Source organism: Kitasatospora sp. NPDC127060 (assembly GCF_042724935.1).
Taxonomy (GTDB): Bacteria; Actinomycetota; Actinomycetes; order Streptomycetales; family Streptomycetaceae; genus Kitasatospora.
In genome coordinates, this window is the sequence record NZ_JBHXEG010000088.1 from 1 (window position 1) to 24,544 (window position 24,544).

Annotated in this window: 22 protein-coding genes; 12 read left to right on the forward strand and 10 right to left on the reverse strand. The window is 72.0% G+C overall.

Features of this window, described 5'->3' with window-relative positions:
- Nucleotides 1-340: 340 nt before the first annotated feature.
- On the forward strand, nt 341-1,009 hold the full coding sequence (locus tag ACFWIS_RS33850; protein ID WP_380461121.1) for a transglycosylase family protein: 669 nt from the start codon (nt 341-343) through the stop codon (nt 1,007-1,009).
- Between the two features lie 106 nt (nt 1,010-1,115).
- On the opposite strand, the gene ACFWIS_RS33855 is transcribed toward ACFWIS_RS33850, so the two are convergent.
- The 4 genes from ACFWIS_RS33855 to ACFWIS_RS33870 all read right to left on the reverse strand — a co-directional run bounded on the left by ACFWIS_RS33855 (nt 1,116) and on the right by ACFWIS_RS33870 (nt 6,406).
- Nucleotides 1,116-1,889 (reverse strand): class I SAM-dependent methyltransferase, encoded by a 774-nt coding sequence (locus ACFWIS_RS33855; RefSeq protein WP_380461123.1) that lies wholly within the window; start codon nt 1,887-1,889, stop codon nt 1,116-1,118.
- 163 nt (nt 1,890-2,052) lie between these two features.
- Entirely contained in the window at nt 2,053-3,987 is a 1,935-nt protein-coding gene (locus tag ACFWIS_RS33860; protein WP_380461125.1) for an amino acid transporter, read from the reverse strand.
- Nucleotides 3,988-4,304: 317 nt separating this feature from the next.
- Entirely contained in the window at nt 4,305-5,888 is a 1,584-nt protein-coding gene (locus ACFWIS_RS33865; protein ID WP_380461127.1) for a multicopper oxidase family protein, read from the reverse strand.
- 110 nt (nt 5,889-5,998) lie between these two features.
- Complete coding sequence (locus tag ACFWIS_RS33870; protein WP_380461129.1) at nt 5,999-6,406, reverse strand: DUF6153 family protein; 408 nt, start codon at nt 6,404-6,406, stop codon at nt 5,999-6,001.
- 225 nt (nt 6,407-6,631) lie between these two features.
- Here ACFWIS_RS33870 and ACFWIS_RS33875 point away from each other — a divergent pair, with 225 nt between their 5' ends.
- The 5 genes from ACFWIS_RS33875 (at nt 6,632) to ACFWIS_RS33895 (ending at nt 11,526) form a co-directional block, all read left to right on the forward strand.
- Complete coding sequence (locus ACFWIS_RS33875) at nt 6,632-7,039, forward strand: hypothetical protein (RefSeq protein ID WP_380461130.1); 408 nt, start codon at nt 6,632-6,634, stop codon at nt 7,037-7,039.
- A gap of 3 nt (nt 7,040-7,042) precedes the next feature.
- Nucleotides 7,043-8,737, forward strand: coding sequence for an alpha/beta hydrolase (locus tag ACFWIS_RS33880; protein WP_380461131.1), 1,695 nt, complete (start codon nt 7,043-7,045; stop codon nt 8,735-8,737).
- Nucleotides 8,734-9,276, forward strand: coding sequence for a hypothetical protein (locus ACFWIS_RS33885; RefSeq protein WP_380461132.1), 543 nt, complete (start codon nt 8,734-8,736; stop codon nt 9,274-9,276). The genes ACFWIS_RS33880 and ACFWIS_RS33885 overlap by 4 nt, the downstream gene beginning before the upstream one ends.
- Nucleotides 9,277-9,432: 156 nt before the next feature.
- The gene (locus tag ACFWIS_RS33890) at nt 9,433-9,840 is read left to right on the forward strand and encodes a hypothetical protein (protein WP_380461134.1); all 408 of its coding nucleotides are present in this window, start codon (nt 9,433-9,435) and stop codon (nt 9,838-9,840) included.
- Nucleotides 9,841-9,843: 3 nt separating this feature from the next.
- Nucleotides 9,844-11,526, forward strand: coding sequence for an alpha/beta hydrolase (locus ACFWIS_RS33895; RefSeq protein WP_380461135.1), 1,683 nt, complete (start codon nt 9,844-9,846; stop codon nt 11,524-11,526).
- Nucleotides 11,527-11,587: 61 nt separating this feature from the next.
- Here ACFWIS_RS33895 and ACFWIS_RS33900 read toward each other — a convergent pair whose 3' ends face one another.
- Entirely contained in the window at nt 11,588-12,475 is an 888-nt protein-coding gene (locus ACFWIS_RS33900; protein WP_380461136.1) for a LysR family transcriptional regulator, read from the reverse strand.
- 163 nt (nt 12,476-12,638) lie between these two features.
- On the opposite strand from ACFWIS_RS33900, the gene ACFWIS_RS33905 reads away from it, so the two are divergent.
- The gene (locus tag ACFWIS_RS33905) at nt 12,639-13,685 is read left to right on the forward strand and encodes a YncE family protein (protein ID WP_380461138.1); all 1,047 of its coding nucleotides are present in this window, start codon (nt 12,639-12,641) and stop codon (nt 13,683-13,685) included.
- A 99-nt stretch (nt 13,686-13,784) separates the two neighbouring features.
- Complete coding sequence (locus ACFWIS_RS33910) at nt 13,785-14,393, forward strand: hypothetical protein (protein WP_380461139.1); 609 nt, start codon at nt 13,785-13,787, stop codon at nt 14,391-14,393.
- 200 nt (nt 14,394-14,593) lie between these two features.
- Here ACFWIS_RS33910 and ACFWIS_RS33915 read toward each other — a convergent pair whose 3' ends face one another.
- The gene (locus ACFWIS_RS33915; protein WP_380461140.1) at nt 14,594-14,989 is read right to left on the reverse strand and encodes an Imm50 family immunity protein; all 396 of its coding nucleotides are present in this window, start codon (nt 14,987-14,989) and stop codon (nt 14,594-14,596) included.
- Nucleotides 14,976-15,494 (reverse strand): Imm50 family immunity protein, encoded by a 519-nt coding sequence (locus ACFWIS_RS33920; RefSeq protein WP_380461142.1) that lies wholly within the window; start codon nt 15,492-15,494, stop codon nt 14,976-14,978. The genes ACFWIS_RS33915 and ACFWIS_RS33920 overlap by 14 nt, the downstream gene beginning before the upstream one ends.
- A 498-nt stretch (nt 15,495-15,992) precedes the next feature.
- On the opposite strand from ACFWIS_RS33920, the gene ACFWIS_RS33925 reads away from it, so the two are divergent.
- Nucleotides 15,993-16,397 carry a YccF domain-containing protein gene (locus ACFWIS_RS33925; protein ID WP_380461143.1) on the forward strand — a complete coding sequence of 135 codons (405 nt, stop codon included), beginning with the start codon at nt 15,993-15,995 and terminating at the stop codon, nt 16,395-16,397.
- A gap of 107 nt (nt 16,398-16,504) precedes the next feature.
- Complete coding sequence (locus tag ACFWIS_RS33930; RefSeq protein WP_380461144.1) at nt 16,505-16,825, forward strand: YccF domain-containing protein; 321 nt, start codon at nt 16,505-16,507, stop codon at nt 16,823-16,825.
- Between the two features lie 416 nt (nt 16,826-17,241).
- Here the strand turns inward: ACFWIS_RS33930 and ACFWIS_RS33935 are convergent, their stop codons facing one another.
- Nucleotides 17,242-17,772, reverse strand: a complete 531-nt coding sequence (locus tag ACFWIS_RS33935) for a MarR family winged helix-turn-helix transcriptional regulator (protein WP_380461145.1) — start codon at nt 17,770-17,772, stop codon at nt 17,242-17,244.
- Nucleotides 17,773-17,834: 62 nt separating this feature from the next.
- Here ACFWIS_RS33935 and ACFWIS_RS33940 point away from each other — a divergent pair, with 62 nt between their 5' ends.
- Nucleotides 17,835-19,964 carry an MMPL family transporter gene (locus ACFWIS_RS33940; RefSeq protein WP_380461146.1) on the forward strand — a complete coding sequence of 710 codons (2,130 nt, stop codon included), beginning with the start codon at nt 17,835-17,837 and terminating at the stop codon, nt 19,962-19,964.
- Between the two features lie 422 nt (nt 19,965-20,386).
- Here the strand turns inward: ACFWIS_RS33940 and ACFWIS_RS33945 are convergent, their stop codons facing one another.
- Nucleotides 20,387-20,671 (reverse strand): hypothetical protein, encoded by a 285-nt coding sequence (locus ACFWIS_RS33945; RefSeq protein WP_380461147.1) that lies wholly within the window; start codon nt 20,669-20,671, stop codon nt 20,387-20,389.
- Between the two features lie 217 nt (nt 20,672-20,888).
- Complete coding sequence (locus ACFWIS_RS33950; RefSeq protein WP_380461148.1) at nt 20,889-22,238, reverse strand: nucleotide disphospho-sugar-binding domain-containing protein; 1,350 nt, start codon at nt 22,236-22,238, stop codon at nt 20,889-20,891.
- On the opposite strand from ACFWIS_RS33950, the gene ACFWIS_RS33955 reads away from it, so the two are divergent.
- Nucleotides 22,237-24,543: a glycosyltransferase gene (locus tag ACFWIS_RS33955; RefSeq protein WP_380524183.1), complete on the forward strand. Its 2,307-nt coding sequence runs from the start codon at nt 22,237-22,239 to the stop codon at nt 24,541-24,543. The genes ACFWIS_RS33950 and ACFWIS_RS33955 overlap by 2 nt on opposite strands.
- Nucleotide 24,544: the final 1 nt, after the last annotated feature.

Genomic DNA, 24,544 nt, shown 5'->3' on the forward strand with positions numbered 1-24,544 from the left:
CTCGGCGGCCCGTACGGCGTCTCCACCCGCACCTCCACCACCTCCTCCAGCAACGCGTACAACCCCGAACCACCGATCACACCCAGCTCGGCCCGCGCCGTCCCCTGATCGATCGTCATCGTCCGTCCGTCCCCTTCGTCGAGTGGCGTCCCGGCCACTCTAGGGTTCGGCTCCGGACGGTGGTACGGCCGGATGGCCGCGGGCCGCCGGGGTGGTGCGCGCGGCCGAGCGGGTGACCTTTCGGACGTGTCGGCGGCGGCGCGCCCCGTCCGGCGTGCGTCGGTTGGAACGCGCCGCCTCCGGGTGGTGCACGCCTTGTCCCCGAACCTGAGAGCCGCCCATGCCTTCCACCGCTCGCCTCCGCCGCCTCGTCCCCACCGCGCTCTGCGCCCTCGCCGTCGCACTCGCCGCCCCCGCGGCCCACGCCGCGCCCCCGGGCGGCGGCAGTGGGGCCGACCCCGGCGGGAGGTCGGATGGCGGCCGGTACGACTGGGAGCGGGTGGCGGACTGCGAGAGCAGCGGCGACTGGCACATCAACAGCGGCAACGGCTACTTCGGCGGCCTCCAGTTCGACCAGGCCACCTGGCGGGAGAACGGCGGCCTCGCCTACGCCCCGCGCCCCGACCTCGCCAGCCGCGAGGCGCAGATGACGGTCGCCCAGCACCTGGCCGACCGGCGCGGCCTCTCCCCCTGGCCGGTCTGCGGTGCCCGGGCCGTCGGCGGCCACGGACACCAGGCCGCCCGTCCGCACAACAGCGGCCGGCACGACGACGGCCGCGACGCGGAGGCCACCCGCGACCACGGGCGCGACGCCGTCCTGCCGCCGCCCGCCCCCGGCTCGGCCGAGGACGGACAGTGGACCGTCCGCGAGGACGACACCCTGGACCAGCTCGCCGCCACCCTGAACGTACCCGGCGGCTGGCCCGCGCTGTACGCGCTCAACCGGGCCGCCATCGGCGAGGACCCGGACCTCATCCAGCCCGGCATGGTCCTTCGCCTGCCCTCCTGAGCCCCCTCCCCGCCGCCTCCGGCCGATCCGCCGCCCACGCCGCTCCCGCCGGCGTGGGCGGCGAGGTGCTCGGCGGCAAGGCGTCCGGCACCCCGCCGGACCGGCCCTACCGGCGGACCGCCGCCAGTACGTGCAGCCCGCGCGCGTTGGTCTCGTCATGGCTCGGCTCGAACCCGGCGGCGCGGACCTGCTCCGCCACCCAGTCGGTGGCCAGCCGCAGCTTGGGGTAGCTGCTGACCTGCTGGTTCCAGCCCTCGTCGGCGCGGGTGTGGATCAGGTCGTGCACCAGCGCGGTGTCCTCGTCCGGGTACTCCAGGAAGCAGGTCATGATCCGGTCCGCGGTGGAGCGCACCGGCAGGAAGCGGTCCGGGCCGGTCAGCGGGCGGGTGAGGTCGCGGAAGGACAGCACCAGCCGCCCGCCGGGGGCGAGCGCGGTGGCGGCGTCGCGCAGCAGCGCCGTCACGTCCGCACGGGTGGGCAGGTGGGTGAGGGTGTCGCCCATGCAGAGCACCGCCGCCACCGAACCCGGCCCGGTGTGCTGCGCCAGCGCGCCGCGCAGGTCGGCCTCGACGGTACGGACGGCGTCGGCGTGCCCGGCCTCGGCGGCGGACTCGCGCAGTTCGGCCAGCAGCGGGGCGCTGGTGTCGACGGCGAGGACGGGGTCGAAGCCGAGCGCGGCGAGGGCCAGGCTCTGGGTGCCGGGGCCGGCGCCGAGGTCCACGGCGGTGCGGCCCGCGGTGCCCGTGCCGGTCCCCGGCGTGACGCCGAGCCCGGCCAGCAGGTCGGCCTGCGCCTCGGCCAGCGCGGGGATGTCGCCTCCCAGCATCCAGGTGTAGTGGGCGGCGAGCAGACGGTCGTAGTGCTCGGGTGCGGTGCTCATACGGGCGGGCCCCTTCTCGCGATCCGATGGTCCGATGCTCCGATCGCACTCTAGGGCCGCTCTCACGGGAACGCCGACGGCCCGCCCGGTCCTGGTGGACCGGACGGGCCGTCGCCATGGCCGCGCCGTCAGCCGTCAGCCGTCAGCCGTCAGCCGTCAGCCGTCAGCCGACGTGAACGCGCGGACGCTTGGTGCGGTCCGGCTCCGCCTCGCGCAGCACCTCGCGGGTGACCGGCGCGACCTCGCCCTGCCCGAACAGGAAGAACCGCAGGAACTGGGCGAACGGGTTGCCCTCGGTCCACTCGAAGTACAGGTGCGGCCGCTGCCCGGTGCGGTCCCGGACGGTGAGCGCCAGGGCGGCGATCGCGTTCGGGATGCTGGAGCTCTCCAGGGTGAGCACCCGGTACCGGCCGTGCAGCACCTCGCCGCGCACGGTCAGTTCGGACTCGAAGTCCGAGGCGTCCCGGACGGTCACCTCGACGAAGACCAGGTCGTCCTCGCCCGGGATGTCGTTGTCGGCGCGGATCTGCCGGATCTTGTCGCGGTACTCGGCGACGTCCCGGTTGGTCGGCTCGTTGGCGATCAGGCGCAGCGGGCGGTGGGCGTAGTCGCGGATGAACCGCTCGGCCGTCTCGTCCAGCACCACGTCCGTGACGCGCAGCTCGAAGGCGCGCTTGAGGCGGGAGAGCAGCGAGACCAGGATGATGCCGGCGATGAAGCAGGCACCGATCTTGACGCCGTCCGGGCGCTCCATGGTGTTGACCACCGTGGTGTACAGGAAGACCGCGGCGATGATCCCGAAGCCGATGGTCCAGCCGCGCTGGCGCTTCTTGTACGCGGCGATGGTGACGGCGATGGCCGCCGAGCTGATCAGGACCAGCACACCGGTGGCGTACGCGCCGCCCTGGGCGTCGACATTGGCGTCGAACAGCCAGGTGATCAGGAAGCCGACGATGGTCAGGACGATCACCATCGGGCGCACGGCGCGGGCCCAGTGCGGGGCCATGCCGTAGCGCGGCAGGTAGCGGGGCAGCAGGTTGAGCATGCCCGCCATGGCGGAGGCGCCGGCGAACCACAGGATGGCGATGGTCGACAGGTCGTAGACGCTGCCGAAGGCGCCGCCCAGGTACTCGTGCGCCAGGAAGGCGAGGGCGCGGCCGTTGGCCTGGCCGCCGCTCTCGAACTCCTTGGCCGGGATGAGCAGGGTGCAGATGAAGCTGGTGGCGATCAGGAAGGTGCTCATGATCACGGCGGCGGTGGTGAGCAGCTTGCGGGTGCCGCGGATCCGGCCGACCGGGTTCGCCTCGGTGTCGTCGGTGTCGCCCTTGATGTGCGGCATCACGGCGACGCCGGTCTCGAAGCCGGACATGCCGAGCGCGAGCTTCGGGAAGACGACGAGCGCGACGCCGATCATCACGAAGATGTTGCCGTGCTGGGTGGTCAGCGCGTTGGACCAGTCGGTGACGACGTGCGGCGCCTGGATGATCTTCCAGATGCCGACCGCGACGACCACCACGTTCAGCGCCAGGTAGACCGCGACGAGACCCACGGCCAGGCCGATCGCCTCGCTGAAGCCCTTGAGGAACACCGCGCCGAGCAGGGCGACCAGGATCAGCGTGATCAGCATCTGCTTGCCGCCGAGGGCGCCGGTCAGGTGCGGGTTCTCGACCAGGTGGGCGCTGGCGTCGGCGGCCGAGAGGGTGATCGTGATGATGAAGTCCGTCGCCGCGAAGCCGAGCAGGGCGAGGACGAACAGCTTGCCCTTCCAGAACGACAGCAGCCGCTCCAGCATCGCGATCGAGCCTTCACCGCGCGGGCTCTCCTGGGCGACCCGCCGGTAGACCGGCAGTGCGCCCAGCAGGGTGACGAGCACCAGCACGATCGTGGCGATCGGCGACAGCAGACCGGCCGCGAGGGCGGCGATGCCCGGCTGGTAGCCGAGCGTCGAGAAGTAGTCCAGACCGGTCAGGCACATCACGCGCCACCACGGCTGGCCCGTGTGCGCAGCGTGACCGGCCTCGGCGGCGGAGTCCCCCGGCTCCTCGCCGTCCTGCTGCGCCTTCGCGGCGGCCTCCCTGGCGGCCTTCTCCGGGGACATGTCCTCCAGAAGCCAGCTGCGGAGCCGTATTCGCGCCGACGACGGGTCCTCCGTCGTCGTCTCCGTCGAACCCGACGAAACCACCTTGCACCTCTTGATTAAAGACCCCGTAAAAGCGCCGTCGGGCGACGGCAGTGCGCCAGGCTATGCGACCGGCGTTAAGGAGACGTCATCGGCCCGCGTTAAGAAAACGTCATGGCTGCGCAGGTCGGGGCGGGTGGCACGGTGCGGCCGGTGCGGTGCCGGGGCGGGGCCGGTGCGGTGCCGGGGCGGGGGCTGCGGGCCGCCGCCCCGGCGTCTCGGATCCTGGATGGGGGTTACGCCTGGTAACCGAGGACGGTCATCATGCCGGTCTCCGAGTGGTAGACGTTGTGGCAGTGCACCATCCACAGGCCCGGGTTGTCGGCGTCGAAGTCGACCGTCAGGGTCGTGCCCGGCAGCACGATCGCGGTGTCCTTGCGCGGGCCGTCGGCGCCCATCGCGAACGTGTGTCCGTGCAGGTGGACGGGGTGCCACATGGCGGTGCTGTTGCGGAACTCCAGCCGCACCCGCTCCCCCGCCGCGACCGGGTGGCGCTGCGCCGGGTCGTACCTGCGGCCGTTGAACGCCCAGTCGGCCTTCGCCATGCCGCCGGTGAGCTCCAGCGCGACGGTGCGGTCCGGCGCCCTGGCGGGCAGCCGGACGCCGGGGTCGGCCTTCAACCGGTCGGCGGTCAGCAGCCGGCCGTCCAGTTCGGCCGGGCGGGTCGAGGCGTCCGGCGCGGCGCCGCCACCTGTGCGCAGCACGGCCAGCGCGGTGGCGTTCTTGCCCTCGGCCAGGGCGGTCAGCGGGAAGGCGCCGTCCTGGGCGGTGACCAGCACGTCGTAGCGCTCGCCCATGCCGAGCAGCAGCGCCTGGGTGGTGGCCGGTTCGACCGGGAAGCCGTCGGTGTGGGTGACGGTCAGCTCGTGGCCGCCGAGGGCGACCCGGTAGGCGGTGTCGCCGCCCGCGTTGATCAGCCGGATCCGGATCCGGTCGCCGGGCTTGGCGGTGAAGGTCTCGGGGGCGCCCGGGAGGCGGCCGTTGACCAGGTGGAACGGGTACGCGACGTCGCCCGCGTCGCCGCCGAGCAGCGGGCTGGTGGCGCCCATCAGCATCCGGGAGGGGCCGCTCGCCGCCGGCTCCGGCGCCTCCGGCATCCCAGACATCCCGGACATGGTGTGGCCGGCGTGGTCCATCCCGCCCATGCCCCGGGCGAGTTCGGCGAGCACGGCGTCCGGGGTACTGCCGTCGACCCCGTCCACCCAGTCGTCCAGGACGACGACCCACTCCTTGTCGTAGCGCAGCGGCTCCTTCGGGTCCTCCACGATCAGCGGCGCGTACAGGCCTCGGTCCTGCTGGACGCCGGAGTGCGGGTGGAACCAGTAGGTGCCGGGGTGGGAGAGCGCGAAGCGGTAGTCGAAGGAGGCTCCCGCCCGGACCGGCTCCTGGGTCAGGCCCGGCACTCCGTCCATGTCGTTGCGCAGGGCGAGGCCGTGCCAGTGCAGCGAGGTGGGCTGCGGCAGGTGGTTGGCGAGGGTGACGGCGAGGGTGTCGCCGACGGTCGCGCGCACCTCCCGGCCGGGCAACCGGTCGCCGTAGGCCCAGCTGCGGACGGTGCGTCCGCCCAGGTCGAGGGTGGTCTCGGTGGCGGTGAGCGCGATCCTCCGCTCGGGCCCGGGCCTGCGCCCGGCCTCGGCGGCGGCGACCTCGGGGCCGTTCGGGGCGACGAAGCCGGCCGGGGCGGTGGCCGGGGGCGGCGTCGAAGAGTGGTTCATCCCCCTCATCGAGTCCGAGGAATCGGAGGAACAGGCGGCGAGCAGACCGGTCCCGGCGGCGGCGAGCGCGGCGCCGAGGACGGTACGACGGGTGGGTGTGCGCATGACGGAGTGCACCTCGTACAGGGGTGGTGTGGACGTACAGGACGGCGCGTCAGCCGTTCCGCGCGCGGGCACGAAGGCGCACGAGCGGGCACGGAACGGCGGACACGCGCCTACTGACGCAGCACCGAAAGTCTGTTGAGGAGGATCCGCCCACCCCCGGGCGGCGGCAGCGCCCGGACGGCCCGCAGCAGCCGGGCCCGCACCTCGGCGGCGGCGTCACCGCTGCGGCGCAGCAGCGGGCCGGCGATCAGCAGCACCAGGGTCCAGCCCGCCAGCACGGCGAGACAGACCGTCATCGGGTCCATGCCGTCGGCGTCCGCCGGATCGGCGGTGGGCCCGTGGTGCTCCGGCAGCTGCTGGACCGCCGTCACCCCGGGCCCGTGCCCGCCGTGACCGCCGTGCCCACCCGCCGGGTGCCCGAGCGTGTGCATCGTCACGATGCCCAGCAGCAGGGCGGCGAGGAGCAGCAGCCGCAGCCCCCCGGGCAGCGCCGAACCGCACGGCCGCTGCTGCGCCATGGTCCGCCTCCCGCCCGTCTCCGCCCTCCGCTTACCCCCGCAGGGTATCCCGGCGAACAGCCGGGCGCCGACCCCGGGTCAACCGGCCGGATGGCCGGGATCCCCACCACGCTCACACGGATCCGACGATCTTCCCGCGTACAAGATCCGTTAACATGCCCGGCAGTTACGCACGATCCCGGGCCCGAAGCGCACTTCGGTCCGGACACATGGGGGAACACGAAAATGGCAGATCCAGACGCGAGTCTGCAGTTCAAGGTCAATCCGGCCGAACTGGACGGCTGCGGCCAGAGCGCCCAGCACATCGGAGGCCTGATACCGGGCGAGACCACGAAGATCACCGATCCGTGCAACCAGGCCGCGGGAGGTCTCAAGGGCTGGCTCACCGCCGGCGCGATCACCGCCTGCGGCACCAACTGGAAGACGCTGCTGGACCGGCTCGGCGGCGACATGGGCGATGTCGGCACCAAGCTCGGCACCTCGGCCACCTACTACCGGCAGGCCGAGCAGAACGCCCACAACAGCATGCGGAACCCGGCCGCCCCTCCTCCGGCACCGGACGAGCCGGACCCCTTCGGCACCACCGTCGTCCCCGGCCCGGTGAAGCCCCGCAGCGCGAAGGCGGCCGAGTAACCGATGGACATCAAGACCCTCCACGACGCCGACGTCATCGGCATCTCCACCGCGAAGAGCGCCTTCGACACCCTGGCCACCGCCTTCGGCCAGCACGTCGAGAACTGGCAGCACGAGGTCGTCGACCGGCTGCACAACTCGCAGTGGACCGGCACCGCCGCCGACCACGCCAACGCCCGGATGCAGTTCCTGGAGAACGAACTCAAGGCCGCCCAGCAGGAGATCGGCCTGGTCAGCCGGGCCCTCCAGGACGCCTACGACGGCTTCGCCGCCGCCCAGGCGCACCTGATCAACGCCCTGGACGACGCCAAGACCCACAAGCTGACCGTCGCCGCCGACGGCGGGATCACCTGGGAGAAGGACCCCAACTCCCCGAACTTCGCGGGCACCGACGCCGAGAACCAGGCCAAGCAGATCCAGTCCCGGATCACCGCCGCGCTCAACGAGGCCGACCACGCCGACCAGACCATCAACGCCCGGCTCTCCCACCTCGCCACCAACGCCAGCAACGGCACCGGCCTGGACTCCGCCACCGCGAAGACCGACACCGACGCCGCCAACGCGCTCCAGACCATCCCCCCGGCCGGCACCGACCCGAACAGCGTCAAGGCCTGGTGGAACGGCCTCACCGACGACCAGCAGCACCGGATGATCCTCAACCACCCCGACCAGATCGGGAACCTGGACGGCATCCCGGCCACCGGCCGCGACGAGGCCAACCGGATCAACCTCCAGCGCGGCAAGCAGGACATCCAGCACCAGTTGGACGGCCTCGGCGCCGCGCCACCCGCGACCATCGGCAACGGACGGTTCATCCGCCCGAACCCCGCCTACACGACGTGGCAGCAGAAGCACGACGAGCTCACCGACAAGATGAACGGCATCAACGCCATCGAGACCCGGCTGAACACCCCGGTCGACGACAAGCACCCGCCGACCTTCCTGCTGGGCTTCGACACCAACGGCAAGGGCCACGCCATCGTCGCCGTCAACAATCCCGACACCGCGACCAACGTGTCGACGTACGTCCCCGGCACCGGTGCCCGGCTCGGCAGCATCAACAGCGACATCAACCGCTCCGACGCGATGGTCGCCTCGGCCAACGCCGCCAACGACAACAAGGCCGTCACCTCGTCGATCACCTGGGTCGGCTACGACGCCCCGCAGAACATCATCCCGGAGGCCGCGGACGACAGTTACGCGAAGGCCGCCGAGGACAAGCTGGTCAGCTTCGAGAACGGGCTGCACGCCACCCACGACGGCAAGATCGGCAACAACACCATCCTGGCCCACAGCTACGGCACCACGACCGTGGGCTACGCCATGCGCGACCACGGCCTCCCGGTCGACAACGCCGTCCTCATCGCCAGCCCCGGCGCCGGCGTCGAGAACGCCAAGGACCTGCGCATCGACCCCTCGCACGTGTACGCCGCGCAGAGCCCGGCCGACGCGATCGGCTGGGCCGCGGCCACCGACCCCGGCGGTGCGGCGGACAACTTCTGGGACAACGTCAAGTCCGACTTCGGCTTCGGCGACGGCGACCACCACCTGATGTACGGCCGACAGACCACCGCGCCCCAGTTCGGCGCGAACGTGATGCCCGTCGACCCGGACGCCGGGCACTCCGACTACTGGAACAACGGCTCGCCGACGCTGACCGCCATGGGTCAGGTCATCGCCGGAAAGCCGATGCAATGAGCACGGGCACCGTGAGCACCGGCCGCCGCACCCAGCCGATCAGGCGGGCCACCACCGCCGCCACGCTGGCCGTCACCGCACTCGCCCTGAGCGCGTGCGGGGCGAACACCCTGCAGGACCGGTCCAAGCCCACCATCACGCTGGACCAGGCCAGGACCCGGATCGACGGCTACCTCGCCGGCATCCAGGCCCAACTGCCCGTCCAGCCCGCGTCGTTGCCGCCCGCGTTCAGCGACCTGGAGTGCGACGCCAACGACATCGGGCCGCACGGCCGGAAGCAGACCTCACGGTCGTACACCTACCCGGACCTCCCACTGGCCGACCGGACCAAGGCGGCGGACGCCTTCCGCGGCTACCTCACCGGCCAGGGCTTCCAGGCGGTGCCGGACGCCGCGGGCTCCCACCCCGGCTGGGTGCGGCTGAAGAACTCGACGGACGAGTTCCTCGCCGTCCTGGACGGTGCGACGGACCCGAGCCGCAGCTTCCGACTGACCGTCAGCTCGCCCTGCGTATGGCCGGACGGCACTCCGGCCAAGTAGCCCAACTCTCCTTCGGGGCCGCACCGTTGCCGAGGTGCGGCCCCTTCGCATACGCCCAGGTCAATCCACTTGCCCGTTCTCGACGATCCGCTAGCATGCGACGTCAGTTACCGCTCCGACCGGCCCAGCACCCGGTCCGGAACTGACGGGGGACGCATGGCAGATCCAGATTCGAACCTGCAATTCCAGGTCAAGCCGGGCGAGTTGGACGGCTGCGGACAGAGCGCGCAACACATCGGCGGCCTGATACCCGGCGAGACCGCGAAGATCACCGACCCGTGCAGCCAGGCCGCCGGAACGCTCCAAGGCTGGCTCACCGCCGCCGCGTTGACCACCTGCGGCAGCAGCTGGAAGACCCTGCTGGACAAGCTCGGCGGCGACATGGGTGACGTCGGCACCAAGCTCGGCACCTCGGCCGCCTACTACCGCCAGGTCGAGCAGGACATCCACACCAACATGATCCACCCGGACACGCCGGTCCCCGCCTCGACCGCACCGGACCCGTTCGGCACCGTCGTCACCCCCGGCCCGGTGAAGCCCCGCAGCGCGAGAGCGGCGGAGTAGCCGATGGACATCAAGACCCTGCACGACGCCGACTTCTGCAACCTGGCGATCGCCAAGACGGCCTTCGACACCCTGGCCACCGCCTTCGGCGGGCACGTGGACACCTGGCAGCACGAGGTCGTCGACCGACTGCACAACTCGCAGTGGAGCGGCACCGCCGCCGACCACGCCACCACGCGGATCCAGAGCCTGCACGACGAACTCCACGCCGCCCAGCAGGAGATCGGGCTCATCAGCCGGGCCCTCCAGGACGCCTCCGAGGGCTTCGCCGCCGCCAAGGCCCACCTGCTCAGCGCCCTCGACGACGCCAAGGCCCAGGGGCTCACGGTGGCCCCCGACGGGGGCATCACCTGGGACAACAACCCCGGCTCGCTCACCTTCGCCGGGCACGGCGCCCCGGAACACGCCAAGGCCATCCGGGACCGGATCAACGCCGCCCTCACCGAGGCCGACCACGCGGACCGGACGATCAGCAGCCGGCTCGCCCACCTGACCACCAACGCGACCAACGGCACCGGCCTGGACTCCACCGTCGCGACCAACGACACGGCCGCCGCCGACGCGCTCAACCGGATCCCCGCCGCCGGCACCGACCCGAACGGCGTCCAGGCCTGGTGGAACAGCCTCACGGACGAGCAGCAGCACCGGATGATCCTCAACCACCCCGACCAGATCGGGAACCTCGACGGGATCCCCGCCACCGGCCGCGACCAGGCCAACCGGATCAACCTGGCGAACAGCAAGCAGGACATCCAGCGGCAACTGGACGCACTCGGGCCCGAGCCGGACTCGACGGTGGCAACGCCGTACGGGGCCTACGAGAGTCCCATGCACAAGCTCTGGAAGCAGCAGCACGACGACCTGGCCGAGAAGATGAACGGCATCAACGCCATCGAGACCCGGCTGAGCACCCAGGTCGACTCCACCCATCCGCCCGCCTACCTGCTGGGCTTCGACACCAACGGCAAGGGCCACGCGATCGTCGCGATCAACAACCCGGACACCGCCGACAACGTGTCGACGTACGTCCCCGGCACCGGCGCCCGGCTCGGCAAGGTCGACGGCGACATCAGCCGTTCGGACGCCATGGTCGCCGCGGCCAACGCCGTCGGCAACGGCAGGACCACCTCGTCGATCAGCTGGATCGGCTACGACGCCCCGCAGAACCTCGTCCCCGAGGCCGCGGACGACCAGTACGCGAAGGACGCCGAGGGCAAGCTGGTCAGCTTCGAGAACGGGCTGCACGCCACCCACAACGGGACCATCACCAACAACACCATCCTCGGCCACAGTTACGGCACCACGACGGTGGGCTACACCATGAAGGACCACGGCCTGCCGGTCGACAACGTCGTCCTCATCGCCAGCCCCGGCGCCGGCGTCGATAACGCCAAGGACCTCCACATCGACCCGTCCCACGTGTACGCGGCGCAGAGCCAGGCCGACATGATCGGCATGGCCAGTGCTGTGGACCCGGGCGGGTTCGCGGACAACTTCTGGGACAACGCGAAGGCCGACTTCGGCTTCGACGACGGCGACCACCACCTGATCCACGGTCGGCAGACCACCACTCCCCAGTTCGGCGCGAACGTGATGCCCACCGACCCCAACGCCGGGCACTCCGACTACTGGAACAACGGCTCGCCCACGCTGGCCGCCATGGGGCAGGTCATCGCGGGCAAGTAGCGACCAACCGGCAGTAATTGAAGGCGACTTGGGGCCGCACCCGGGCCAGCGGGCGCGGCCCCTACAGCTGCTGCACGGCGGCCGCCAGGTGCGCCCGGAACCAACGCTGCCCCGGATCGGCCGAGTTGCGCGGGTGCCAGGCCATTCCCAGCTCCAGCGGCGGGAGTTCGAGCGGCATCGGGAAGGTCCGCAGACCCAGCGCCGCGAAGGTCCCCGGCAGCCACTCCGCCGCCCCGAGCGTCACCAGGTCGCTCTCCCCGGCCAGCAGCATCGCGGCGGTGTGACTGGGCACCACCACCGCGACCCGGCGGCGCAGCCCGCGTTCGGCCAGCGCGGTGTCGATCGGCCCGAGCCGCTTGCCGCGCCGGGAGACTCCGATGTGGTCGGCGGCGGCGAACCGCCGGGCGGTGATCCGCCCGTCGAACAGCGGATGGCCGGCCCGCGCCACGCCCACCACCGGTGCCGTGACCAGCGGCCTGGTGCGGATCTCCGGCTCCTTCGACCCGAGCACGCCGACCTCGACGTCCACCTGCCCCTGGCGCAGGCCCGGTCCGTCCTCCAGGGCCTCCGGCAGGAACACCACGTCCACCCCGGGCGCCTCGGCCCGGATCCGCCCGACCAGCGGGCCGGCCACCCGGACCAGCACGGCGTCGGCGCTCTGCACGGTGAAGGTCCGCTCCAGGTGCACCGGTTCGAAGCCCGCCCCGGGCCGCAGCACGTTCTCGCAGTCGCGCAGCAACCCGGCCACCTCCTCCCGCAGTTCGAGCGCCCGCGGGGTCGGCACCAGCCCCTGCCCGGCCCGCACCAGCAGCGGATCGCCGACCGCGCGACGCAGCCGGGCCAGCGTCCGGCTCACCGCCGCCGGCGAGGTGCCGAGCCGCTCGGCGGCCCGGGTCACGCTGTTCTCCTGGAGCAGGGCGTCCAGCACCCGCAACAGGTTGAGGTCCATCCATGGCTCCTGAGCTGCATCTTTACGCCTGGGTCAATGATCCCGTGCCGATCTTTGCATGGTTCTGCCGTCGCCGGGAGGGGACAGTGGAACCGTCCGAGAAACACCGGGCCTTCCCGTACCGGGCCTTCCCCTACCAGGCCCTCCCGAGCCAGGAGTTACCGTGCCGAACGACCCCCGCGCCCACCTCGCCGGCGACGTCCTCGCCGTCGTCAGCCAGAGCGGCCCGACCGTCTCCTTCTTCGACGCCGCCACCGACACCCTGCTGGACCGGGTCGAGGTCACCGCCGAGCCGCACGAGCTGTGCTTCGACCCGACCCAGCGGCTGCTCTGGTGCACCAGCGCCTACCGCTCCGGCTACTACAACGCCCACAGCGGCCACTGCACCGAGGTGACCGTCATCGACGCCGACACCCGCAAGATCGTCGAGGTGATCGACCTCGCCCCCGAGCACGGCCCGCACGGCCTGGCGCTGGACCCGGTCCGCGGCCGGCTCTACGTCAGCGTCGAGGCCTCGGCGGACCGCCCCGGCGGCGTGGTGGTCATCGACACCGCGACCCGCCGCCCGCTCGGCCGGATCGACACCGACGCCCCCGGTCCGCACTGGTTCGCCATCTCCCCGGACGGACGCACCGGTTACGCCACCAACAAGGAGGCGCCGTACGTCTCCGTGGTGGACCTCGACCGCGGCACGCTGACCGCCAAGGTGGCCGTCCCCGGCAGCGAGGGCCTGGCCGTCTCCGCCGACGGCGCCCGGGTGTACGTCGGCGGGCCCTACCTCGGCTTCGCCAAGGACCCCGACGCCACGCCCGGCATCCGGGTCATCGACGCCCGCACCGCCACCGTGGCCGACGTCCTGCCCACCGGCTCCGCCGTCCTCCCGGTCCACCTGACCGCCTCCGGCCGGCTGCTGGCAGGCGAGATCCACGCCACCACCGGTCCGGGCTCCCCCTTCGACGGGCGGACCAACGGCCGGCTCACCGTCTTCTCCGCCGCCACCCACCGCCCGCTCGGCTCGGTCGACGTGGGCACCTTCCCGCTGACCATCACCTCCTCCCCCGACGGGCGCCTCGGCTACGTCTCCTCCGCCGCCTCCTCCACCGTCGACGTCATCGACCTCGACACCCTCACCCCCGTCACCCGGCTCACCCTCCCCAAGCGCGCCGAGCCCGGCGCCCACGGCCTGGCCTACCTCCCCCGCCCGGCCTGACCGCGGCGGGCCTCCGGGCGCCGGGCACGCCCGGAGGCTTGCCGCCGTCCGCCGCGGACCGCATCCTGGGGCGGATCCGTCCGGTCCGGGGGAGGCGCGATGAGACGCGGCGTGGGAGTGCTCTGCTCGACGGTGGTGCTGGCGGCGGCCCTTGGCGGGGTCACCGGCTGCGAGCCGCTCGTCGACCTGGGCGGGGGCCGGCACCCGGTGCCGCTGCCCGAGCCGGCGCCGCCGTCCGCGCAGTGGATCGTGGACCTGGTGGGCGGGCTCAACCTGCCGCCGCAGTGCCCGAAGCCGACGCTGCCGACCATGGCGGTGCTCGACACCGACGGGCGTTCCCGGGCGATGGCGTTCTGGCTGCTGGACAACCTCGACGTCTGCTACGCCGTCATCGACGACGCCGGCCGGGCGCCCACCACCATCTGGTTCGCCGCGATCGCGGACCTGATCCCGCGCACCCCGATGCCGGCCGACACCACGGCCGGCGTGGACTCCTACGCCTTCACCGCCTTCCGCGGCCAGGTGGACGACATCGAGGTGGTCGGCGACGACGACCACCTGGTCAGCCCGGTCCGCCACCGCACCGTCGACCTCGGGGCCGGCCACCTCGTCACCTTCGCCGCCTACCACTACCGGATCCCCGCCACCGGCAAGCCGCTCTCCCTCGCCCTCTGCACCCCCGGCGTCCGCTGCCGCGACGCCCATTGACCCGCCCCCGACCCTTCCCGGAAGTACACCCCCTGGCCTCGCCCTCTCATGAGGAGAGGTACTGACCGGCCATCAGGGTGCGAAGGATCGCCGCTGACCAGTGTGTCTTCCTCCTGCCCGGGCTCGGTCGATCATCCGGGGCGTTCACCTTCGAGGCGAAGTCCTCGGCTCGCCAGTTCCTCTTCGACCGTCGGGTGAGGTCACTGCGCTTGACTCCGCAGGCGTCCGACGGGGGACTGAGCGCGGATCTCGTCGGCCTCGAAGGACACGCGCTTGTCCTGGCCGGCGAGCACAACGGTTCCCCCGCTGAGGCTGGCGACAGTCGTGGGCCGGCCGGACCAGGTGTCCACCTCGAAGTTCTTCACACCGACGCAGGCCAGGACGAACTCGACCGCGTTGTGGCCGCGAGCCTGCCACAGGTCGGCGGCACCGACCGGGATGCCGAAGGCCGAGAACCTCAAGGTGACCGACGCTTCGCGCTCGTCGATGAGGACGGAGTCCAGGTGGTAGTCCACCAGGGGTGGTGGAGGCGCGCCGAGGACTTCGCGGATCGTCTCGGGGTTTGCCACCTCGGCAGACCAGTCACGCTCGCTCATAGAACACCTTCGCAGTCGTGGGAGGCAGCAGCCCCTGGTGCAGGCGCCGGTCGAGGGCACTCTCGAACCGCCGCCGAGCCGTGTAAGGATCCGCGTCGCCGGAGCGATAGGCGTTGAGGCGGCCCACCTTCAGAGAGTGCGCGGTGAAGCCCAGCGAGAACTCCGGGCCGCTCACCGCGATCCTGGTCCTGCGCTCCGGGGTCTGGAGGCGGGGACCGAACTCGATGTCGACCACGGTGCTGTCGGGCACACCCCGCATCCGAAGGTCCTCACCCACCGCGTGGAACTCGATCTGGGCCTCGAACCGGTCACAACCCGCTTCGGTCCAGTCCGGCGGCGCGAGGTCCGGAAAGCGAGGGAGCTCGACCCGCAACGTCACGGCGGGGCCGTACGGGCTGAGGTGCACCGACCTGAGAACCAGGCGCTCCAAAGCCGGCAACTCGGTGTAGAGCGCGGTGAACCGCTCGGAGTGGACCAAGAACTGCGACCATGTGCCGGCTGACATGTGTGGGGCCCCTTCGCTCCGGGTGCTTCGTGCCCGGCGAAGCCGGCGACTCCTCGCCCCAGCCGGCAGTCGTGGATCATCGAAGGGCACTTGAGTCGGGAGGATACCGCCCGTCCACGATCCGGCGACATCGCCCCGGCATGAGGCACACCTGATGAAGCGCAACAGGTCCTGTCCACGCGTCCGGATATCGGCGGACGGATCGGGAACCGGCCCCACCTGCTCACCCCGGGCATGACCGGCTACACGACGAACGGCATCATCGGCACCCCCTCGCTCGGCACTGCCACAAAGGGGAAGGCCGTACTCGACAGTCTTTCGAAGTCGGCCGCCGCACACCTGGCGATCCTCGGCGGGCGCCGAGGCCGAACAGATACCTACCCGAGGCGGCGACCCGGACCGGTCCCTGAGGTGCAACCCCTAAGGGCGTAGACACGCTCACCGGCGGGCATCGCACGTTCGTAGTGCAACGCCATCAGCCGTGAGAAGGTACCAAGCATGAGTGCAGTAAAGTTCATCCTCAATGTCATCTGGTTGGTTTTCTGCGGCATTTGGATGGCTCTTGCCTACGTGCTCGCCGGAATTATCTGCTGCCTGCTCGTGATTACCATCCCATTTGGCATTGCCTCGTTCCGGATCGCCGGCTTCATACTGTGGCCGTTCGGGCGGACGACCGTCGAGCGGCCGGACGCCGGGGCCGCGTCCTGCGTCGGCAACGTGATCTGGTTCGTGTTCGCCGGGTGGTGGCTGGCGATCGCGCACCTGGTCACCAGCATCCCGCTGTTCCTGTCGATCATCGGGATCCCCTTCGGCTGGGCCAACCTCAAGATGATCCCGATCTCGCTGATGCCTCTGGGCCGCGAGATCGTCTCCACCGACAGGGAATGGGGCGCGCGGTACTGAAACCCCCAGCAACACTGATGGCCGACGAGGGCGAAGGTCCTCGTCGGCCATCAGTGTTTGCGCTGGTCAGGCCCGCGTCAGAGTCAGGCGGAAGCGGAGCGGCGAAAGTGCCCCGTTCTGAGCGTCCGAACGCGATCCCGTTTGGAATTGCATCGTTCCGGATCGCCGGCTTCATACTGTGGCCGTTCGGGCGGACCACCGTCGAGCGGCCGGACGCCGGCGCCGCATCCTGCGTCGGCAACGTGATCTGGTTCGTCTTCGCCGGGTGGTGGCTGGCCATCGCGCACCTGGTCACCAGCATTCCGCTGTTCCTGTCGATCATCGGGATCCCCTTCGGCTGGGCCAACCTCAAGATGATCCCGATCTCCCTCATGCCACTCGGCCGCGAGATCGTCTCCACCGACAAGGAATGGGGCGCGCGGTACTGACCCCAGCAACACCGATGGCCGACGAGGGTGCAGTTCCTCGTCGTTCTGCAGGGCTTCGTCTCCGCCGTCCTCCGGCTTGAACCGCCAGAGCGTGATCGCAGTCAGGACCAGCGCGGCCGTCTGACCGCCGTGTGCACTGGCCGCCCGGCCGAGAGCGAAGTGGAGGGCGGCGTCGCCGACCAGAGAGGTTCGGGTCCCGGCGAGCCGGAACAAGCACGACCGGGGATGAGTTGGCGAAGGAGGGGAGACGACGGATTCCGTGGTACCAAGTGATGCCACGGCCGCTGACCACAGGACCCTCGAGTTGATCGATGGCCGGTGACGGGCCATCAGCGAGCCACGGGCGGAGCCGGCTCTGCCCGCGGGCGCGGGGGTCGGCCTCGGCAACGCTCCGGCGCGGGCGGCGTTCCGCGCCGCTATTCGGCGGCCTGCGCCAGGTAGGCGTGGTAGGCCTCGGAGACCTTCTCCAGGTAGCGCTTCGCCGCCGCACGTTCGCTCTCGTCCAGGCCGCGGGACGCCTCGTGCAGCAGTTCCAGCAGTGGGGCGAGTTCGCCCATCACGTGGGTGAGACCGCTGTCGGTGACGTCCAGGACCTGGCGGCGGCCGTCGCTCGGGTGGGGGCCGCGGGTCATGTGGCCCTCGGAGACGAGTCGGTTGACGGACTGGGTGCCGGCGGCGCTGGTGACACCGAGGCGCCGCGATAGCTCGACCGGGCCGATCGGCTCGCCCGAACCCTGGGCCATGATCACGTGCTCGACGGCCTCGACGTTGGTGAGCGGCATCCCGAGGCGCTCGGCCAGGACCGCGCGAGCGAGCTGGGTCAGCGTGAGCACGTCGCGCAGGGCCCGGGACAGGTCGTCACCGACCGGTGCCCCGTGCGGGCGGACGGCTTCGAGCTGACCGGAATCCGAATCCGGCCCGGCTCCGAATGACTGGTGTTGCGCCATGAGGAGAAGTCTGCCACGGTGGATATCGCTAAGTAACTTAACGACTTCGAGGGTGCGTTTCCGTGTCCCCTTCCCCAACCCGTCACGCCGGACCGCCGTCCTCCGACCACGGGTCCTCCACCGACGGCTCCCTCCGGAGACCGCGGGCCACCGCCTGGGCCGTCCTGCTCCTGACCGTGATCGGGCTCGCAGCAGCGTTCGCGCTGGGGCCCCGTGACGCCACCACCACGAAGGCGACCGGGACCGGCTTGCCCGCCTCGTCCCAGTCCGCCCAGGTCGCCGAGATCCTCAAGAGCTTTCCGTCCGGCGCCGCCGCCCCGGCGATCGTGGTCTACAGCAACACCGACGGCACCCCCCTCACGGCCGCCCAGCGCTCCGCGATCGCCCAACGCGCAACGCCACTCGGTGCCCTGGGCCTCGCACCGGCCGCCGCTACGCCCCAACTCGTCGACGACAGGGCCGCCACCGTCGCCGTGCTCCTGCCCACCGGCGCCGACGACAAGCAGAACACCGCCGCCGTCGACCGGATCCGCGGCGTCGCCGGACAGGACCTGCCGACGCCCCTGCACGCCGAGGTCACCGGAGGGCCCGCTTTCCGGGCCGACATCGGCAAGGTCTTCGCCGGCGCGGACACCAACCTGCTGATCGCCACCGCCTCGGTGGTCGCCGTACTCCTGCTGATCACCTACCGCAGCCCCGTCCTGTGGCTCCTCCCGCTGCTGGTCGTCGGCGCCGGGGACCGCACGGCCGCAATCCTCGTCGGCGCCCTCGCCCCGCACGCCGGAGTCCAGGTCGACGCGTCCGCCGCCGGAATCCTGTCCGTCCTGGTCTTCGGCGCCGGTACCGACTACGCCCTGCTGCTCGTCTCCCGCTACCGCGACGAACTCCACCTCACCGAGGACCGGTTCACCGCCATGGCCCGCGCCTGGCGCGGCACGGCCCCGGCCGTCCTGGCCAGCGGGACCACCGTCGTCCTGAGCCTGCTGACCCTCCTCGCCGCCGAACTCACCGGCAACCGCGGGCTCGGCTTCGCCGGCGCCGTCGGCATCCTCACCGCGATGCTGTTCGGCCTGGTCGTCCTGCCCGCCGCCCTCGTCCTACCCGGCCGGTGGCTGTTCTGGCCGCTCGTGCCCAAGGTCGGCGAGCCCGTCACCGCCGACCGCCGAGGCCTGTGGTCCCGCATCGGCCGAGCGGTCGCCAAGCGCCCCGCCCGGATTGCCCTCGCGGGGGCCGGCGTCCTGCTCCTCCTCGCGTCCGGCGCGCTGGGCGTCACCACCGGTCTCGCCCAGGCCGACTCCTTCCGCAAGACCCCCGAATCCGTCCTCGGACAGCGCACCCTCGCCGCCGTCCAGCCCGCCGGCGCCGTCGACCCCCTGGCCCTCCTCTCCAGCAACGCCACCCGCGACCAGGTCGTCGAAGCAGCCCGCCAGGTCCCCGGCGTCTCCTCCGTCACCCCGGGAGCGCACACCGACGGGTGGGGCCGCGCCGACGTCGTCCTCGACGCCGCCCCCGGCACCGCCGCCTCCGACCGCACGATCGACCTGCTCCGCGAACGCGTCGCCGGGGTGCCCGGCTCCAACGCCCTCGTCGGCGGCACCACCGCCGAGGCCTACGACACCGCCCGGGCCGACACCCACGACACCCGCCTCGTCGTCCCCCTCGTCCTCACGATCGTCCTGATCGTGCTCATCGCCCTGCTCCGCGCGCTGGTCGCCCCGCTGCTGCTGGTCGCCACCGTGATCGCCTCCTACTTCGCCGCCCTCGGCGCGAGCTGGACGATCTTCCGCACCGTCTACGACTTCCCGGCCCTGGACACCAACGTCCCCCTGCTGTCCTTCCTGTTCCTGGTCGCCCTCGGCGTCGACTACAACATCTTCCTCATCGCCCGCACCCGCGAGGACACGGTGGCCGGCCACGACACCCGACGCGCCGTCCTGCGAGCCCTCGCCTCCACCGGCGGAGTCATCACCAGCGCCGGCGTCCTGCTCGCCGCCGTGTTCGCCGTCCTGGGCGTCCTGCCCCTGATCACCCTCACCCAGATCGGCGTCATCGTCGGCATCGGCGTCCTCCTCGACACCCTCCTGGTGCGCACCGTCCTCGTTCCCGCGCTCGTCCTGCTGACCGGCCGCCACTTCTGGTGGCCCGGCCGCCCCGAAACCTCCGGACCGAGGGGCCGGCACGACTCCACGTGACCCCGCCCGGGGCGCGCCGACCGGCGCGCCCCGGGGAACCGGCCGACGCTCCCGCTGCCCCCAGCACCGCCGCGACCGGAGGAGGTGTTCACGACCCCACCGGCAAGGCCCCCGACAACCCGGCGGGCACCGCTCCGTCCCCCAGCCGTCGCCGCTGGTGGGGCCTGGTCGCGATCAGCCTCGGCGTGTCGCTGATCATCGTGGACTCCGCGATCGTCACCGTCGCCGTCCCCAGCATCGTCGACGACCCGCGAGGACGACAGCAGTCGCCCGGGTCATCAGGGCGCACAGCGGCGTCCGGCTGTCGCGAGCCCTGCGGCCTCGCGGGCCACGCTGACAACTGGACGCTCCGGGCGCAGCAGATGTGCAGTGCTACCGGCCCCGCAGACCCAGCTGCGGGGCCGGCTTCCTGCAAGGTCGGGTCACCCTGTGTTCTCGCTCGGGTGGTCGAGCCAGCCGCCGCGTGCGCCCGGGGCAGAAGCCGCGGTGTCCTTCTCGTACCCGGCGAGAGCGAGGCCGAGACCGAAGAAGGTGGGTGCCCATTCGCCGACGAAGATGCCCCACCGGTCCGCCCGTTCTACGCCGGCCTGTTCGGCCTGCATGGACGCGAGCCAGCTGATCAGGGACAGGCCGACAGACCCGAAGGCCGCCGCGTAGGCGTGTTCGCTGGTGATTCCGGCTTCGTGGAGCCGACGGACGATGTTCATGACTGCTCCAAGCGTCTGTGCTGAGAGGATCCTGTTCGTCCAGCCTGGGAGTTGCGTCCGGATGGCGTCAGTCGCAGCGTTGGTGCATCGGCCCGCCGGACGGAAGCGGCCCCTGGGGACTTGTGTGCACCGTGCACGGAAGTCGTCCGTACCCGGGTCGGAGCCTCAGTGGCTCGGCGATTCGACAGGCCTCCTGAGTTCAGTAGGGGCGCGGTGTTCAGAAGCGGGAGGGCATGTACCGCAGCAGGGAGGACGCCACCCGGTCGGGGCCCCGCGGGCGCACACGGGCGCTGAGCTCTGCGGTGCCGCGGGCCTGTCCGTCGAGCAGGTCCGCGACGGCGGTGCCGGCGGATTCCGGTGTGAGCGTGTTGGGGTCGAGGCAGCGGCCGAGGGCGGCGCGTTCGGCGTCGTGCGCGATGGCGAACTGGTCGCTGGAGAAGGGCAGTACCAGAGCGGGCACGCCGGCGTGCAGGCACTCCGTGAAGGAGTTGTTGCCGCCGTGGTGGACCATGGCGGCGGCGTACGGGAGCAGTTCCTGCTGCGGGATGGCGGGTGCGACCTCCAGCCGCTCGGCCGGCGCCTCCCGCAGCAGCGGGTGGGCCGTGAGCTCGGCGAGGTGGTCGCCGGCGGCCACGATCACCGAGGCCGGTGTGTGCCGGAGGATCCCGGCGGTCGCGGTGGCCAGGACGTCGTGGCGGGCGGACAGGAACGTGCCCAGGGCGACGAGCGTCAGTGGGCGACCCGCTGCCGTCAGGCGTGTGACCGCGTTGCGCCAGTGCCCGTCCAGCGGGGCGGTGCCGGTGTGCGGCAGCAGGTGGCCCGCGTAGATCGCCTTGGGCCCGGGCGGAGCGGGCGGCAGCCAGGGCAGAAGCGGGTAGTTGAAGACGACGGCGTGCGGTGAGCAGAGCGCGAAGGCACGGCCGGGTTCCGGGCGGTCGGGGGCGTGGCGGCGGGCGATCGCCTTGAAGGTCGCGGTGAAGGCCACGTCGTTGGCCGCTACCGCGGCGCGCAGCCGGCCGAGGTCGGCGGTGTCCGGGCGCAGGGTGTCGGGCCAGGCGTACGGCAGGCCGAAGTGGGCGTCGGGAGTGGCGGGCAGATAGCTGGGGTGGCCGGGGCAGAACGTGGCGTAGGGCAGGCCGAGGCAGTGCAGGGCGAGGGTGGCGCTGTAGGCGAGCTGGTCGACGAGGTACCAGTCGGGGCGCACCGCGGTGTCGAGGGCGCCGAGCTCGTTCAGGACGCGCTCAGGGTCGGGGAGCATGTCGTCGCCGCGGTGGCGGGCCTGGGTGAGGAGGGTCTCGGTCGGTCCGTGGTGGGTGGCGGCGAGGAACTCGCGCAGGCGGCTCGCCTCGGCCCGGCCCTGGCGGGTCGTTTCGGCGATGCCGTGGTTGGCGTTGCGGGTGACGGCGAGTTCGGCGAAGCCGAGGCCACTGCGGGCGGCGAGTTCGGCGAACGCGCCGGTGCAAGCGAAGTCGACGCGGGTGCCGTGCCGGGCCAGCGCGGCGCCGAGGGCGGCGAGCGGGCGGGCGTGGGAGTGGAAGGGCGGGCTGATCACGACGACGCGGGCCATGGTGTCCTCCGTCGGGGGCCGTGGGTTCGCGTGCGGCTTCGATGATGCCAGGGATCACGAGACAGCCGCGGATCCGGCCGGCCGCGCGATCGCGTCCCTGCCGCGCGCGTACGGGCATGTGTGGTGGGAGGGTCCTGGATCCAATCCGCTCGGCCATCGGTCTCCGAACAGGAGGTCGAGACCACCCGACGGCTTGGGAGGACGGCCGATGACACAGCGCAGCACACCGACCACAACCCCGCAACCGGCGGGCGCCGATGCGGGCGCCGCCACGGGTCTCGCGGCGTGGCGCAGGTACTACTGGACCCAGGACATCAGGGCCGTGACCGGCGGCAACCTGCTCGGTCGGCTCGCGCGGGCCGAGTACGGGGATCGGTGCGTCCACCCTGATGCGGTCCTGTCGGGCTCCGATCGGCGAGCGGCACGGCTTCGCCGGTTGGCGCGGCGCGAACGGGCCGTCCCGACACGGTTGTTGGCGGCCGCCGGGGCTGCACCGGACCAGGCGGCGTGGGAACGGACGGCACTCGCCGAGGCGTGGGAGCGCAGTGCCGGCCTGGATGAGGGGCTGACGGCGACCGCGGAGATCCGTCGGCGCCTGCTGGCCGCCCCCGGCCCGACGGAGACGGCGTTCCTGCTGGACATCGCCGACGCGAACGTTCTGCGGCCGCTCTCGGCCCGAGAGGTGGTCAAGCTGACACCCGCCACGCGGGCGCACCTGCACGCACGGTGGCGCTACCTGTCGGGAGTACCGGGCGGTCACCTGGTGCTGCCGGGTCCGGAAACGGCGAAGGACCCCTACGAGCGGCTCCTGCTCGCGGCCTGTTGCGAGCGGGCACGCCCGGGATCCGCGGCCGGGCAACGGTTCAGGACGGCGTTCGAGGCCCTGGCTCAGCGCTTCCGGGGATCCCTGGTGGTCGCGCAGTCGATGCTGCTGGGCCGCCTCGACGAGCCGGGCGCCGGACTCAGCGGCGGCATGAGCGTGCTGCTGGCCGGACTCGGCGAGGCCCTCACAGCCGACGCACGCGTCGCGCGAGTCCTGACCCTCACCGCCACCCATCCGACCGAATCACAACACCGAACCCTGGTGAGCGAGTTGAGTCCGGCGCACTGGCTCGTGCGGATCCCTGTGGACACGCCGGGAACGCTTGAGCCGGAGACCGCCGCCGCCCATCGGAGCGCACTGGCCTGGTGGACCTCCCGCGTCTTCGAGCTCCCGGGAGCCCGACCCGACCTCGCCCACGTCAGGTTCGCCGACGACGCGTCCCTCGCCGTCGCCCAGGCCACGCTGCGCCACGGCGCCAAGCTCGCGTTCACCGTCACCCCCGACCCTCACCGCACCATGGACGAACGGCATGCTGGCACCGAGCCGGTCCACAACGGCGACGCGGGCCGCGCGCTGCGTGCGGACCTGCACCGGGTCTTTGTCGCCGACCTGCTCGTGGCCCGCGCCGACCTGCTCGTGGCCATGCCCGGCCGACCGGGGCTCGAGGAACTCCACGCGCACTTCCCGCAGTTGCGGGGCCGCGCGATCCACATCCAGCCCGAAGGCATCTCCCCCTTCCGCCCGGCCCCCCACGATGGCGCGACCGCGCGCGCGATGCTCTCCCGGCTGTACGCCGGCGGTGCGACCACCGACGGACTGGACACCTCGGACCGTGAACTGCCGCTGCTCCTGTGCGTGGGACGGCTCCACCCGGTCAAACAGCAGGAGGGGTTCGTGCGGGCCTGGATGCACGCCCGCCTTCATCACCGCTCGACCCTGCTGCTCGTCGGCGGGTCGCTCAGGGAGCCGACCGCCGTCGAATCGACGGTGCGAGGACGGGTCACCGAGCTGCTGCGGTCGGACCCGGTCGCGATGCGGCGGGCGGCCCTGTGGCCCGCTCTGCCCAACCGGCATGTCCGCCTCCTGGAAAATGCGTTGGCACGGACAGGACCGGGAGGCGCGCTCTACGTGTGCCCCAGTGCCAAGGAGGAGTTCGGGCTCGCCGTGCTCGAGGCCATGGAGGCCGGCCTTCCGGTCGCCGCCCCCCGGCGCGGCGGCGCCTCCCACTACCTGCGCGACGGCGTCAACGGACGCCTCCTGGCCACCGAATCCGTGGAGGCGCTCGCCGAGGGCCTGCGCTCGCTCGTCAGCACTCCTGCACCCGAGCTCGCCGCGATGGCGGCAGCCGGATCGGCGACGGTGCGCGGGCGGTTCGGCATCGCCGCCATGGCCGCATCCCTGGCGGACGCCTACCTCGCCTCGTGCCGCACGGGTCCCCCGCGCCGGGCGCGGACCGGCGGAGGCCGGGAAGGCGGCAGCTGAG

Excerpts from the sequence above, each read along its gene's own strand:
- ACFWIS_RS33900 (WP_380461136.1), bottom strand. The coding sequence starts at position 12,475 with ATGGACCTCAACCTGTTGCGGGTGCTGGACGCCCTGCTCCAGGAGAAC.
- ACFWIS_RS33880 (WP_380461131.1), top strand. The coding sequence starts at position 7,043 with ATGGACATCAAGACCCTCCACGACGCCGACGTCATCGGCATCTCCACC.
- ACFWIS_RS33915 (WP_380461140.1), bottom strand. The coding sequence starts at position 14,989 with ATGAGCGAGCGTGACTGGTCTGCCGAGGTGGCAAACCCCGAGACGATC.
- ACFWIS_RS33875 (WP_380461130.1), top strand. The coding sequence starts at position 6,632 with ATGGCAGATCCAGACGCGAGTCTGCAGTTCAAGGTCAATCCGGCCGAA.
- ACFWIS_RS33850 (WP_380461121.1), top strand. The coding sequence starts at position 341 with ATGCCTTCCACCGCTCGCCTCCGCCGCCTCGTCCCCACCGCGCTCTGC.
- ACFWIS_RS33925 (WP_380461143.1), top strand. The coding sequence starts at position 15,993 with ATGAGTGCAGTAAAGTTCATCCTCAATGTCATCTGGTTGGTTTTCTGC.
- ACFWIS_RS33885 (WP_380461132.1), top strand. The coding sequence starts at position 8,734 with ATGAGCACGGGCACCGTGAGCACCGGCCGCCGCACCCAGCCGATCAGG.
- ACFWIS_RS33895 (WP_380461135.1), top strand. The coding sequence starts at position 9,844 with ATGGACATCAAGACCCTGCACGACGCCGACTTCTGCAACCTGGCGATC.
- ACFWIS_RS33955 (WP_380524183.1), top strand. The coding sequence starts at position 22,237 with ATGGTGTCCTCCGTCGGGGGCCGTGGGTTCGCGTGCGGCTTCGATGAT.
- ACFWIS_RS33935 (WP_380461145.1), bottom strand. The coding sequence starts at position 17,772 with ATGGCGCAACACCAGTCATTCGGAGCCGGGCCGGATTCGGATTCCGGT.
- ACFWIS_RS33855 (WP_380461123.1), bottom strand. The coding sequence starts at position 1,889 with ATGAGCACCGCACCCGAGCACTACGACCGTCTGCTCGCCGCCCACTAC.
- ACFWIS_RS33950 (WP_380461148.1), bottom strand. The coding sequence starts at position 22,238 with ATGGCCCGCGTCGTCGTGATCAGCCCGCCCTTCCACTCCCACGCCCGC.
- ACFWIS_RS33890 (WP_380461134.1), top strand. The coding sequence starts at position 9,433 with ATGGCAGATCCAGATTCGAACCTGCAATTCCAGGTCAAGCCGGGCGAG.
- ACFWIS_RS33860 (WP_380461125.1), bottom strand. The coding sequence starts at position 3,987 with ATGTCCCCGGAGAAGGCCGCCAGGGAGGCCGCCGCGAAGGCGCAGCAG.
- ACFWIS_RS33945 (WP_380461147.1), bottom strand. The coding sequence starts at position 20,671 with ATGAACATCGTCCGTCGGCTCCACGAAGCCGGAATCACCAGCGAACAC.
- ACFWIS_RS33920 (WP_380461142.1), bottom strand. The coding sequence starts at position 15,494 with ATGTCAGCCGGCACATGGTCGCAGTTCTTGGTCCACTCCGAGCGGTTC.
- ACFWIS_RS33910 (WP_380461139.1), top strand. The coding sequence starts at position 13,785 with ATGAGACGCGGCGTGGGAGTGCTCTGCTCGACGGTGGTGCTGGCGGCG.
- ACFWIS_RS33865 (WP_380461127.1), bottom strand. The coding sequence starts at position 5,888 with ATGCGCACACCCACCCGTCGTACCGTCCTCGGCGCCGCGCTCGCCGCC.
- ACFWIS_RS33870 (WP_380461129.1), bottom strand. The coding sequence starts at position 6,406 with ATGGCGCAGCAGCGGCCGTGCGGTTCGGCGCTGCCCGGGGGGCTGCGG.